Genomic DNA, 13,365 nt, shown 5'->3' on the forward strand with positions numbered 1-13,365 from the left:
TGCTATGAAAAACATCAATCCAAAGCAGACTTCTGCCTGGCAGGCGCTGCAAAAACATTACGATGAAATGAAAGACGTTTCGATCGCTGACCTCTTTGCTAAAGATGCCGATCGTTTCAGTCAATTCTCCGCAACCTTCAACGATTCGATGCTGGTGGATTTCTCCAAAAACCGCATCACTGCTGAAACCCTGTCCCTGTTGCAGGATCTGGCAAAAGAAACCGACCTGGCGAGCGCCATTAAATCCATGTTCGCGGGCGAGAAAATCAACCGCACCGAAGACCGTGCTGTGCTGCACGTCGCGCTGCGTAACCGCAGCAACACGCCGATTATCGTTGACGGTAAAGACGTGATGCCGGAAGTGAACGCGGTGCTGGAAAAGATGAAAGCCTTCTCAGAAGCGATCATCTCCGGCGAGTGGAAAGGCTACACCGGCAAGCCGATCACCGACGTGGTGAACATCGGCATCGGCGGCTCCGACCTCGGCCCGTTCATGGTCACCGAAGCGCTGCGCCCGTACAAAAATCATCTCAATATGCACTTTGTGTCTAACGTCGATGGCACCCACATCGCCGAAGTGCTGAAGAAAGTGAACCCGGAATCTACGCTGTTCCTGGTCGCGTCCAAAACCTTCACTACCCAGGAAACCATGACCAACGCCCTCAGCGCGCGTGAGTGGTTCCTGAAAACCGCCGGCGATCAAAAACACGTGGCGAAACATTTTGCCGCGCTCTCCACCAACGCGAAGGCGGTGGGCGAGTTTGGTATTGATACCGCCAATATGTTTGAGTTCTGGGACTGGGTAGGCGGTCGTTATTCCCTGTGGTCAGCGATTGGTCTGTCGATCATTCTGTCCGTGGGCTTTGATAACTTCGTTGAGCTGCTCTCCGGCGCACACGAAATGGATCAGCACTTCGCCAACACCGCACCTGAGCAAAACCTGCCGGTGCTGCTGGCGCTGATCGGCATCTGGTACAACAACTTCTTCGGTGCTGAAACCGAAGCGATTCTGCCGTACGATCAGTACATGCACCGTTTTGCCGCTTACTTCCAGCAGGGCAACATGGAATCCAACGGTAAATACGTTGACCGCAACGGCAATCCGGTGGATTACCAGACCGGCCCAATCATCTGGGGCGAGCCGGGCACCAACGGTCAGCACGCGTTCTATCAGTTGATCCACCAGGGCACCAAAATGGTACCGTGCGACTTTATCGCTCCGGCGTTAACGCACAACCCGCTGTCGGATCACCACCCGAAACTGCTGTCTAACTTCTTCGCTCAGACCGAGGCGCTGGCGTTTGGTAAAGCGCGCGACGTGGTAGAGCAGGAATACATTGACCAGGGTAAAGATCCGAAGACGCTGGAGCACGTGGTGCCGTTCAAAGTATTCGAAGGCAACCGTCCGACCAACTCCATCCTGCTGCGTGAAATCACCCCGAGAAGTCTCGGTGCGCTGATTGCGCTGTACGAGCACAAAATCTTCACCCAGGGCGCGATCCTCAACATCTTCACCTTCGATCAGTGGGGCGTGGAGCTGGGTAAACAACTGGCAAACCGCATTCTGCCGGAGCTGGGCGATGATAAAGAGATCAGCAGCCACGACAGCTCCACCAACGGTTTAATCAACCGCTACAAATCCTGGCGCTAAATTTACGTCATCCTTCGGGGGGCATTACTGCACCCCGAATGATTTAACAGAGCGCCTTTGTGATAAGCCGATATTATTATCGGCTTTTTTTATCGGATAATTCCCGTTGTCTGTGTCTGACTGCAAATTCTGTTATTGAGTTTAATCTGAAAAAGAGAAATACCCGGTCATTACCTGTGGGTTATTTTAGGATAATACGGAGAGAGCAAATAATGATGTTTATTTTAACATATTGATTATAAATAACTTTAAATAAAATAAATAAATCAACCCGACGCCTGTTATCCAATTATCTTAAAACCCTTCTGCTATTTCCCTGCGACATAAATCGCCTGCTTTAGTTGTGTATACTCGATTGCGCCTGAATCCCTTTCAGGTGAAATATCCATTCATTCAATGAAGGGAAATTGATATGCATAAAGTCCTGTATGGCATTTTTGCCATTTCCGCGCTTGCGGCGACTTCTGCGTTTGCGGCACCGGTACAAGTGGGTGAAGCAGCAGGGTCGGCAGCAACGTCTGTGTCTGCGGGGAGTTCTACCGCGACCAGCGTTAGCACCGTAAGTTCTGCGGTGGGTGTCGCGCTCGCGGCGACCGGTGGTGGTGATGGCTCCAATACCGGAACCACGACCACGACGACCACAAGTACCCAGTAATCAGGGGTGCATTAACCATAACCACACTTCGGTGTGGTTATTTTGACCCTGGAGAATTGTCGTGAAGCGACCCGGAATCCTTCTGCTTTGTCTGTTGCTTCAGGCGTGCTCAGGCACGACCAAAGGACTGGGCAATGCGCTGTGGGATAGCGTATTTGGCACACCCGGCGTGCACCTGACGGACGCTGACATTGCCGAAATGCCTTACGCCAGTCAGTACATGCAGCTCGACGGCGGGCCGCAACTGTTTGTCGTTCTGGCCTTCTCGGAAAACGGACAGCAGAAATGGGTTACTCAGGATCAGGCCAGCATCGTGACCCAGCACGGGCGCATCGTCAAAACGCTGCTCGGTAAAGATAACCTGTTAGAGGTCAGTAATTTAAACGCCGATCCGCTGATCAAACCGAATCAAATTGTTGATGGCGCGAACTGGACGCGGGTAATGGGCTGGACCGAACACGGACAGGTGCGCTACGCCACGGCACGCTCTGAGTTTCGCTGGGCGGGCACCGACACGCTGACGCTCGGCAGCGACGTCACCGCTGTTCGCGTGCTGGAAGAAGAGATCACCACCGGACAAAAAACGTGGACCAACCGTTTCTGGGTGGATAGCGAAGGGCAAATCAGACAGTCGACTCAGTACCTCGGCGCAGACTGGTTCCCGGTGAATACCCTGCTTATCAAGGCAGCAAAACAATGAAAATAAGAGCAATTGTTTCGTTTTTTTTAGCCCTGGCCTCACCGCTCGCTTTCGCGGCGGGCACGGTCACGGTCTATTCCTCGCAGGACACACAGCCTAAAAAATTAACCGATGCCGCCCATTTAATCGATCTGGTCGGTCAGCCCCGGCTGGCGAATAGCTGGTGGCCCGGTGCGGTCATCAGCGAGCGTCAGGCATCCGTGGTGGCAGAGCAGCGCCATCAGGCGCTACTGGCAAAACTGACCGCGCTTGCCGGAGAGGAAGGGGGCGATGCCGCCGCTGCCATTAATGCGCTGCGCCAGCAGTTGCAGGCTTTTAAAGTGACGGGGCGACAAATCGTGCCGCTCGATCCCGATCAGGTGCGCGTCCAGCCGGGGGCGAATCCACCGCTGGAAGGTGAATACACGCTGTGGGTGCGTAACCAGCCGTCCACGGTTACGGTCGTCGGGCTTGTCAGCCGTCCGGGGGAGAAGCCCTTCACGCCGGGGCGCGATGTGGTGAGCTATCTCGATGAGATGGATACCTTAAGCGGCGCGGAAAAAAGCGATGCCTGGCTGATTTACCCGGACGGGCGCACGCAAAAAGTGCCCGTCGCGTACTGGAACCGACGCCATGTCGAACCCATGCCGGGCAGCGTGATTTTCGTGGGGTTTGCCGATTCGCTCTGGACGAGCCGGTATAACGAACTGAACGCCGATATTCTCTACTCTCTGACGCACCGGATACCGGATTGATGAAAAAAACGTACCTTTACAGCCTGCTGGCGCTGGGCGTGAGTGCCGCCTGCCATGCAGAAACGTATCCGGCACCCGTTGGCCCGTCGCAGTCCGATTTTGGTGGCGTGGGCCTGTTGCAAACGCCAACCGCGCGCATGGCGCGGGAAGGGGAGATCAGCCTCAACTATCGCGATAACGATCAGTACCGCTATTACTCCGGCTCGGTGCAACTCTTCCCGTGGCTGGAAACCACGCTGCGTTACACCGACGTGCGTACCCGTGAGTACAGCAGCGTGGACGCGTTCTCCGGCGATCAAACCTATAAAGACAAAGCATTCGATTTAAAACTGCGCCTGTGGGAAGAGAGCTACTGGCTGCCGCAGGTGGCGGTGGGCGCGCGCGATATCGGCGGGACAGGGCTGTTTGACGCCGAATATGTGGTGGCGAACAAAGCCTGGGGCCCGTTTGATTTCTCGCTGGGACTGGGCTGGGGCTATCTCGGCACCGCAGGTAATATCAAAAACCCGCTGTGCAGCTACAGCAATAAATATTGCGTGCGCGATAACAGCTACAACCAGGCGGGGTCGGTGGACGCCAGCCAGATGTTCCACGGCCCGGCCTCGCTGTTCGGCGGCGTGGAGTACCAGACGCCCTGGCAGCCGCTGCGCCTGAAGCTGGAATATGAAGGCAACAACTACCAGCAGGATTTTGCCGGCAGCCTGCCGCAGAAAAGCAAATTCAACGTCGGGGCGATCTACCGCGTCACCAACTGGGCTGACGTGAATGTGAGCTATGAGCGCGGCAACACCCTGATGTTCGGCGTGACGCTGCGCAATAACTTTAACGATCTGCGCCCGTCTTACAACGATAACGCCCGTCCGCAGTACCAGCCGCAGCCGCAGGACGCCATTCTCCAGCACTCGGTGGTGGCGAATCAGCTAACCATGCTGAAATACAACGCCGGGCTTGCCGATCCGAAGATCCAGGTGAAGGGCGACACGCTGTACGTCACTGGCGAGCAGGTGAAATACCGCGACTCGCAGGAAGGCATTGAGCGCGCTAACCGCATCATCGCCAACGATCTGCCGGACGGCGTGCGCACCATCCGCGTGACGGAAAACCGCCTGAACCTGCCGCAGGTGACGACAGAAACTGACGTCGCCAGCCTGCAACGCCATTTGCAGGGCGAACCGCTGGGACAGGAAACGGAGCTGGTGCAAAAACGCATTGAACCGGTGGTGCCGGAAACCACCGAGCAGGGCTGGTATATCGACAAATCGCGTTTTGATTTCCACCTCGATCCGGTGCTGAATCAGTCTGTTGGCGGCCCGGAAAGTTTTTATATGTACCAACTGGGGCTGATGGCGACCGCCGATCTGTGGCTCACCGATCACCTGCTGACCACCGGCAGTCTGTTTGGCAACGTTGCCAACAACTACGACAAATTTAACTACACCAATCCGCCGAAGGATTCTCAGTTGCCGCGCGTGCGTACCCATGTGCGTGACTACGTGGAAAATGACTATTACGTCAACAACCTGCAGGCCAACTACTTCCAGTATTTCGGCAACGGTTTTTACGGTCAGGTGTATGGCGGCTATCTGGAAACCATGTACGGCGGGGCCGGGGCAGAAGTGCTCTGGCGTCCGGTCGACAGCAACTGGGCGTTTGGCATTGATGCCAACTACGTGAAACAGCGTGACTGGCGCAGCCCGAAAGAGATGATGAAGTTTACCGACTACACCGCGAAAACCGGCCATCTCTCCGCCTACTGGACGCCGCCGTTTGCGCAGGATGTGCTGATCAAAGCCAGCGTCGGGCAATATCTGGCGGGCGACAAGGGCGGCACGCTGGAAGTGTCGAAACACTTCGACAGCGGGGTGGTAGTGGGGACGTATGCCACTATCACTAACGTTTCGCCGGACGAATATGGCGAAGGCGATTTCACCAAAGGGGTGTACGTGTCGGTGCCGCTGGATCTGTTTACGCCAGGCCCGACGCGCAGCCGCGCTGCGATCGGCTGGACGCCACTGACCCGCGACGGCGGCCAGATGCTTGGGCGTAAGTTCCAGTTGTATGACATGACCAGCGACCGGAGCGTGAATTTCCGCTGAGTTTTACTTCACCCTCACCCTGGCCCTCTCCCTGAGGGAGAGGGAAAAGGCGGGACCGTGCACGATTTTACCCTCACCCTGGCCCTCTCCCTGAGGGAGAGGGAAAAAGGCGGGACCGTGCACCCTGAGTGAGAGGGAGAAAGGCGAGTCTGTGCTCGATCGGTCCCCTCTCCCCTGGGGAGAGGGTTAGGGTGAGGGGGCATTCCCTCTCTCCCTCATAAGTAAAAAATCTAGATCCAGATCACACTTCTGCGTTATACATGAAGCTCACCCCTGCTATGAGGTGCCGTATGACATCGCTAATTCGTCCACGCGTTGAGTTCATCTCCACCATTTTGCAGACCGTGCTCAATCTGGGTCTGTTGAGCCTCGGCCTGATCCTGGTGGTCTTTCTGGGTAAAGAGACGCTGCATCTGGCAGACGTGCTGTTTGCGCCGGTGCAGACCAGCAAATATGAGCTGGTTGAAGGGCTGGTGGTCTACTTTCTCTACTTCGAGTTTATCGCGCTGATTGTGAAGTACTTTCAGTCCGGCTTTCACTTCCCGCTTCGCTACTTTATCTACATCGGCATTACCGCGATTGTGCGGCTGATCATCGTCGATCATAAATCGCCGATGGACGTGCTGATCTACTCCGGGGCGATCCTGCTGCTGGTTATCACCCTCTGGTTGTGTAACTCGAAACGGCTGAAGCGCGAATAAAAAAAGGCGCTCCGGGGAGCGCCAAACAACAGTCACAAGTTAAGGGTCAATACAATTTGAGGATAACAGTGGCATATCACGATGAAGCTTAACCTTTCACCCCACCAGCCGTCAGGCCGTTGACCAGCCAGCGCTGCGCAAGCAGGAACACGGCGGTGATGGGGATTGCAGAAAGGACGGCGGCAGCAGCGAAATCACCCCACAAATAGTTCTGCGGATTGAGGTACTGCTGCATTCCGACCGCCAGCGTGTAGCTGTTTACATCACGCAGCAACAGCGAGGCGACCGGGACTTCGGTAATGGCGGCAATAAACGACAGAATAAATACTACCGCCAGAATAGGGACAGACAGCGGCAACAGCACCAGACGGAAAGCCTGCCATGGCGTTGCGCCATCCAGCGCGGCAGCTTCTTCCAGTGAGTTGTCGATGGTTTCAAAATAGCCTTTAATCGTCCACACATGCAGCGCGATGCCGCCAAGATAGGCGAAGATCACTCCGCCATGCGTATTCAGGCCAATAAACGGAATGTACTGGCCGAGGCGATCAAATAACGCGTACAGCGCCACCAGCGACAGCACCGCCGGGAACATCTGGAAAATCAGCATCCCTTTTAACAGTGTCGCCTTACCGCGAAAACGCATACGGGCAAAGGCGTAAGCGCAGGTGGTGGAGAGCGTCACGATGCCCACGGCGGTGATCACCGCAATCTTGATGGAGTTCCACAGCCACAGCAGCACCGGGAACGGGGGCGGCGTCACGCGCCCGTCAGCGTGTTCAACGCTAAAGCCCAGCGCCAGACGCCAGTGTTCCCAGGAGATCTGCTCCGGGATCAGGCTGCCGGTGGCGAAGTTGCCCGGACGCAGTGAAATCGCGATCACCATCAGCAGCGGGAACATGATCGCCGCAATAAAAATCAGCAGTCCTAAATGGGTGATGAGTAACCGCAGTTTTTGCGATTTGGGTTGCACCATAGCCATCGTTTTTTTCTCCCTTAATCAAACTTCATGCGTGTGGCTTTGAGGTTCACAATCGCCAGTGCCCCAACCAGCAGGAATATCAGCGTGGCAATCGCCGCCGCCAGGCCAAAGTCCTGCCCGCCGCCGCCTTCAAACGCGATGCGGTAGGTGTAACTCACCAGCAAATCGGTGTAACCGGCCGGTGTGGTGGTGCCGAGTCGGTCCGGACCGCCGTTGGTCAGAAGCTGGATCAGCACAAAGTTATTAAAGTTAAAGGCAAAGCTGGCGATCATCAGCGGCGTCAGCGGCTTGATCAGCAGCGGCAAAGTTATCTTAAAGAAGTTCTGGAAGGGTCCGGCCCCGTCCATTGCCGACGCTTCATACAGATCGTCGGGAATGGCTTTCAGCAGGCCCATGCACAGGATCATCATGTACGGATAGCCAAGCCAGGTGTTGACGATGACCACCATCGCACGCGCGGTATTCGGATCGCTGAACCACGCCGGTTTGATGCCAAACAGCCCGCTCAGCATCATGTTGATTTCCCCGAAGCTCTGGTTGAACAGGCCTTTGAAAATCAGGATAGAGATAAACGACGGCACGGCGTAGGGCAGGATCAGCAGCAGGCGGTAAACCGCTTTGCCTTTGAGGGATTCCCACTGCACCACGCAGGCCAGCACCATGCCTACCGCCACGGTCAGTACGACCGTCAGCAGGGAGAAAATCACTGTCCAGACGAAGATAGCGAAGAACGGCTTCTGGATCCCTTCATCGGTAAACACACGCATGAAGTTGCCCCAGCCGGTCGTCACGGTATAGCCCGGACTGAGTTTTTCGTCGCCCCAGTTGCCGTCGGCGTTTATCGCCTGGTAATAGCCGATTTCATTGTTCGGACGGTATTTCACGCCGCTCTGATTGTTGGTCAGCCCGCCGTCATCGGTACGCGTATAGAGCGGCTGGGTGCCGGAGAACTGGCGCAGCGAGCTCATTACCACTTTGCTTTCATCCGGCAGAATTGCCGAAAGCCGGGTCAGCGCCTGACGGTTTTGGGTGATGACGCGCAGGTTAGCCCGCTCGCCCGCAGGTAGCGCGTCGGCGGCTTTTAACGTCAGCGTTTGTTCGCCGCCAAATTTGAACGGTTCAGAAACGAAGTTTTTGCCGCTTTCACCGTCGGTCAGCGCCAGTTGCCACTGGTCACCCGCCGGGTAGAGGCCAAAGTTGAAGGTTTTGCCCGCCTCGTAAGAGCGATCCATCAGCACCTGCTCCGCACGCTCCTGAGTAAGCTGGTTGGTACTGCTGTAGTTGGTAAAAGCGATAGCGATGGTGCAGACCAGCGGAAACAGGACGAACAGCCCCATGCCCGCAAGACCGGGGTAAACGTAGCGCCAGGCGTAGGTTTTACGGTTGGCGAAAATATAGAGGCCAGCAGAGCTTAAAATCAGCGTCATGATGGCAAACAGGTACTCCCCCTGGGCGTACATCAAAACCACAAGATATGCCACCAGCAGGCCAATCACGGCGATCGCTGACCACTTCAGCGCCTCGCTTTGCCACCAATGACTCTTTTTAACGACATCCATGGGGATTCTTCCTCTTACCGCTATTGAACAATCTTTAGTGCATTTCCCCTCACCCCGACCCTCTCCCCCAGGAGAGGGGGAAGGGCGGGCCCGTGCTCTCCCCGGGAGAGGGAGAAGGGCAGACCCGCACTCGATCGGTTCCCTCTCCCGTGGGGAGAGGGTTAGGGTGAGGGGGGGACTTAAGGTTTACTTCGTAATACGACCCTGCGCATCTTTCAGCGCTTCATCAACCGTCTGGCGGCCGCTGGCGGCGTTAATCACCGCGGTACGCACGGCATACCAGAAGGCAGCCATCTGCGGTACGTTCGGCATGATTTCACCGGTCTGCGCGTTCGCCATGGTGGCGGCAATGCGCGGATCTTTCGCTAACGTATCCTGATAAGACTTCAGTGCCACCGCGCCTAACGGTTTGTCCTTGTTCACTTCTGCCAGGCCCTGATCGGTCAGCAGGTAGTTTTCAAGGAACTCTTTCGCCAGCTCTTTGTTCGGGCTGGCGGCGTTGATGCCTGCGCTCAGCACGCCCACGAACGGTTTCGAGGCTTTACCTTTAAACGACGGCAGCATGGTCACGCCGTAGTTCACTTTGCTCTTATCAATGTTCGCCCACGCCCACGGTCCGTTAATGGTCATCGCGGTGTCACCTTTGTTGAAGGCAGCTTCAGCGATGGAGTAATCGGTGTCAGCATTCATGTGTTTGTTTTTGATCAGATCGACCAGGAAGCCCAGACCCGCTTTCGCGCCTGCACTGTCCACGCCCACATCTTTCACGTCATATTTGCCGTTTTCAAACTTGAAGGCGTAACCGCCGTCAGCGGCAATAATCGGCCAGGTGAAGTACGGCTCTTGCAGGTTGAACATCAGCGCGCTCTTACCTTTCGCCTTCAGCTCTTTATCCAGCGCCGGGATCTCTTCCCAGGTTTTCGGCGGGTTCGGTACCAGATCTTTGTTGTAAATCAGCGAGAGTGCTTCAACCGAAATCGGGTAGGCGATGATCTTGCCGTTGTAGCGTACGGCGTCCCAGGTAAACGGGAAGAGTTTGTCCTGGAAGGCTTTGTCTGGCGTCACTTCCGCCAGCAGGCCCGACTGTGCGTAACCGCCAAAACGGTCGTGCGCCCAGAAAATAATGTCCGGGCCATCGCCCGTGGCGGCAACCTGCGGGTACTTCTCTTCCAGTTTGTCCGGGTGTTCCACCGTCACTTTAATGCCGGTGTCTTTTTCGAATTTTTTACCCACTTCAGCCAGGCCGTTATAGCCTTTATCGCCGTTGATCCAGATAACCAGCTTGCCTTCTTCAATCTTGGCGAGCGCCGGGGCGGTAAACATCATCGTCGCTAAGGCGGACAATGCGAGGATGCCTGCGCCAGTTTTGATTTTCATATCTCCATCCTTTTTGGTGATGTACACAGAGGTGGCTTAACGGATGCCAGTCTCCTGTTTTGACAAGCGCTTCTCATCCTCCTTCGGCCTACGCCCCACCCCTGCTTTCTGTGATCTTGCTTCCATAAATCAAAGTTATGCGCGGTGGCGCACAGAAAACCGCCACGGTTTTTGCCGCCTGCATCACGAAAATCGTCAGCGGGTTGAACTTGTGGGGGCAGACCCGGTCGCCTCATCCTCCCGCCTCCTCCCCCATAAAAAAGGGAGGGGGTGGAGGATTCACCAGAGTAATGAATCCCGCATAGTCGCCGCATCTTGAAGGTTTTAGGGTTGTCACTAAGGGAGAAGGACATGGCGAGCGTGCAGCTGCGAAACGTAACGAAAGCCTGGGGCGACGTTGTCGTTTCTAAAGACATCAATCTCGATATTCATGAAGGCGAGTTTGTGGTGTTTGTCGGACCGTCGGGCTGCGGTAAATCGACACTTCTGCGCATGATTGCCGGGCTGGAAACCATCACCAGTGGGGATTTAATGATTGGTGATACGCGTGTTAATGACGTGCCGCCTGCCGAGCGTGGCGTCGGCATGGTGTTCCAGTCTTACGCCCTGTATCCGCATCTTTCCGTATCAGAAAACATGTCTTTCGGCCTGAAGCTGGCGGGAGCCAAAAAAGAGACCATCAAATCGCGCGTCACGCAGGTGGCGGAAGTGCTGCAACTGGGCCACCTGCTGGACCGCAAGCCCAAAGCGCTCTCCGGCGGTCAGCGTCAGCGCGTGGCGATTGGCCGCACACTGGTGGCAGAACCGCGTGTATTTCTGCTCGATGAACCGCTGTCCAACCTGGACGCCGCGCTGCGCGTGCAGATGCGCATTGAGATCTCCCGTCTGCATAAGCGCCTGGGGCGCACCATGATTTACGTCACCCACGATCAGGTTGAAGCGATGACGCTCGCCGACAAAATCGTGGTGCTGGATGCCGGTCGCGTCGCGCAGGTCGGCAAGCCGCTGGAGCTTTATCACTACCCGGCAGACCGCTTTGTCGCGGGCTTTATCGGTTCACCGAAGATGAACTTTTTGCCGGTGAAGGTCACCGCCACCGCCATTGAACAGGTGCAGGTTGAACTGCCGAACCGCCAGCAAGTCTGGCTGCCGGTGGAAAGCAACAATGTGCAGGTGGGGGCCAACATGTCGTTAGGTATTCGCCCGGAACATCTGCTGCCCAGTGACATCGCTGATGTCACCCTGGAAGGCGTTGTTCAGGTCGTCGAGCAGTTGGGTCACGAAACGCAAATTCATATCCAGATCCCCGCCATACGGCAGAACCTGGTTTACCGCCAGACTGACGTGGTGTTGGTAGAAGAGGGTGCCACATTCGCTATCGGCTTGCCGCCGGAGCGCTGCCATCTGTTCCGTGAAGATGGCACCGCTTGTCGTCGGTTGCACAAAGAGCCAGGCGTTTAAGCACTCCATAACTACACAAAATCATTCGGGCTGCATCGAGCGGCCTGAATGATGAAGTGTAAAAAAGAAAAGCAAAGCTCTCAGGAGATAGAACGATGATTACTCTGCGCAAACTCCCCCTGGCAATCGCCATCACAGCAGGCATTCTGTCTGCTCATGCTGGCGCTGTCGATTTCAAAGGCTATGCCCGTTCCGGTATCGGCTGGACGGCAAGTGGCGGCCCGCAACAGTGTTTCCAGGCAACCGGTGCACAATCTAAATACCGTCTCGGTAACGAATGTGATACCTACGCCGAAATTAAATTAGGCCAGGAAGTGTGGAAAGAAGGCGACAAGAGCTTCTATTTCGACTCCAACATTGCCTATAACTCCTCACAGCTGAACGACTGGGAAAACGACAATACCCCGGCGATCCGTGAATTTAACGTGGTAGGTAAAAACCTGATCGACGCTCTGCCAGGTGCCAACATCTGGGCCGGTAAACGCTTCTACCAGCGTCATGACGTCCACATGATCGACTTCTACTACTGGGATATTTCAGGCCCGGGTGCAGGTCTGGAAAACATCGACGTCGGTATCGGTAAACTCTCTTTCGCGGCGACCCGTTCTACGGAAAAAGGCGGCTCTACTGGATCGGCTGAATTTGATCCGGTAACTGGTGAAAGAACCTATAACAACGACGTGCCGAACGACGTGTTCGACGTGCGTTTAGCCGGTCTGGAAACTAACCCGGACGGCGTGCTGGAGTTGGGCGTTGATTACGGTCACACCAACCTGCCAGACGATTACACCCTGCGTCAGGGCGGCTCGAAAGATGGCTGGATGTTCACCGCTGAACATACCCAGAGCATGATGAAGGGCTTCAACAAGTTCGTGGTGCAGTACGCCACTGACTCCATGACTTCCAACGGTAAAGGCCGTCCGGAAGGTGGCAGCATCAACAACGACGGCAGCATGATCCGCGTGCTGGACCACGGTGCCATCACCCTGGCTGATCGCTGGGACCTGATGTACGTCGGTATGTACCAGGACATCGATCGTGACGACAGCAACGGCACCCGCTGGTGGACCGTGGGCGTGCGTCCGATGTTCAAATGGACACCGATCATGAGCACCCTGCTGGAAGTGGGCTACGACAACGTGAAATCTCAGCGTACCGACGACACCAACAACCAGTACAAAATCACCCTCGCCCAACAGTGGCAGGCTGGTGACAGCATCTGGTCCCGTCCGGCTATCCGCGTATTCGCAACCTATGCGAAGTGGGATGAGAAATGGGGCTATGCCAGCACCAACGCTGATACTGCTGCGGGCTTCACCAGCGGCTTAGCGTACAACGACACCGCTGCCCGTACCTTCAGCCGTGGCGACAATGACGAAGTGACCTTCGGTGCACAGATGGAAATCTGGTGGTAATCACTTACTAACCTGATGCAATGACCGGAAGAGGGGC

11 protein-coding genes are annotated in these 13,365 nt (G+C 55.8%); 8 read left to right on the forward strand and 3 right to left on the reverse strand.

What is annotated here, in order from left to right:
* Positions 1 to 4 precede the first annotated feature (4 nt).
* The 6 genes from pgi (at position 5) to psiE (ending at position 6,537) form a co-directional block, all read left to right on the forward strand.
* Positions 5 to 1,651: a glucose-6-phosphate isomerase gene (pgi, locus tag BM373_RS17720; protein ID WP_090464399.1), complete on the forward strand. Its 1,647-nt coding sequence runs from the start codon at positions 5 to 7 to the stop codon at positions 1,649 to 1,651.
* 412 nt (positions 1,652 to 2,063) lie between these two features.
* Positions 2,064 to 2,306 carry an exopolysaccharide production protein YjbE gene (gene yjbE / locus BM373_RS17725; RefSeq protein WP_090464402.1) on the forward strand — a complete coding sequence of 81 codons (243 nt, stop codon included), beginning with the start codon at positions 2,064 to 2,066 and terminating at the stop codon, positions 2,304 to 2,306.
* Between the two features lie 61 nt (positions 2,307 to 2,367).
* Complete coding sequence (locus tag BM373_RS17730; protein ID WP_090464404.1) at positions 2,368 to 3,006, forward strand: YjbF family lipoprotein; 639 nt, start codon at positions 2,368 to 2,370, stop codon at positions 3,004 to 3,006.
* On the forward strand, positions 3,003 to 3,740 hold the full coding sequence (locus BM373_RS17735; RefSeq protein WP_090464407.1) for a capsule biosynthesis GfcC D2 domain-containing protein: 738 nt from the start codon (positions 3,003 to 3,005) through the stop codon (positions 3,738 to 3,740). The genes BM373_RS17730 and BM373_RS17735 overlap by 4 nt, the downstream gene beginning before the upstream one ends.
* Positions 3,740 to 5,836, forward strand: a complete 2,097-nt coding sequence (locus BM373_RS17740; RefSeq protein WP_090464411.1) for a YjbH domain-containing protein — start codon at positions 3,740 to 3,742, stop codon at positions 5,834 to 5,836. The genes BM373_RS17735 and BM373_RS17740 overlap by 1 nt, the downstream gene beginning before the upstream one ends.
* 290 nt (positions 5,837 to 6,126) lie before the next feature.
* On the forward strand, positions 6,127 to 6,537 hold the full coding sequence (gene psiE, locus BM373_RS17745) for a phosphate-starvation-inducible protein PsiE (RefSeq protein WP_090464413.1): 411 nt from the start codon (positions 6,127 to 6,129) through the stop codon (positions 6,535 to 6,537).
* An 88-nt stretch (positions 6,538 to 6,625) separates the two neighbouring features.
* Here the strand turns inward: psiE and malG are convergent, their stop codons facing one another.
* The 3 genes from malG to malE all read right to left on the reverse strand — a co-directional run bounded on the left by malG (position 6,626) and on the right by malE (position 10,452).
* Positions 6,626 to 7,516 (reverse strand): maltose ABC transporter permease MalG, encoded by an 891-nt coding sequence (gene malG / locus BM373_RS17750; RefSeq protein ID WP_090464416.1) that lies wholly within the window; start codon positions 7,514 to 7,516, stop codon positions 6,626 to 6,628.
* Positions 7,517 to 7,530: 14 nt separating this feature from the next.
* Positions 7,531 to 9,075, reverse strand: coding sequence for a maltose ABC transporter permease MalF (malF, locus tag BM373_RS17755; RefSeq protein ID WP_090464419.1), 1,545 nt, complete (start codon positions 9,073 to 9,075; stop codon positions 7,531 to 7,533).
* Positions 9,076 to 9,261: 186 nt separating this feature from the next.
* Positions 9,262 to 10,452, reverse strand: coding sequence for a maltose/maltodextrin ABC transporter substrate-binding protein MalE (gene malE / locus BM373_RS17760; protein WP_090464422.1), 1,191 nt, complete (start codon positions 10,450 to 10,452; stop codon positions 9,262 to 9,264).
* Positions 10,453 to 10,803: 351 nt separating this feature from the next.
* Between malE and malK the strand changes: the two genes are divergently transcribed.
* On the forward strand, positions 10,804 to 11,913 hold the full coding sequence (gene malK, locus BM373_RS17765; protein ID WP_090464425.1) for a maltose/maltodextrin ABC transporter ATP-binding protein MalK: 1,110 nt from the start codon (positions 10,804 to 10,806) through the stop codon (positions 11,911 to 11,913).
* 95 nt (positions 11,914 to 12,008) lie between these two features.
* A complete protein-coding gene (locus BM373_RS17770; protein ID WP_090464427.1) occupies positions 12,009 to 13,328 on the forward strand; it encodes a maltoporin in 1,320 nt (439 codons plus the stop codon).
* The last annotated feature ends 37 nt before the right edge of the window (positions 13,329 to 13,365 follow it).

Origin of the sequence: Enterobacter sp. kpr-6, assembly GCF_900116015.1 — a bacterium.
In the GTDB taxonomy this organism is placed as follows: Bacteria; Pseudomonadota; Gammaproteobacteria; order Enterobacterales; family Enterobacteriaceae; genus Enterobacter_D.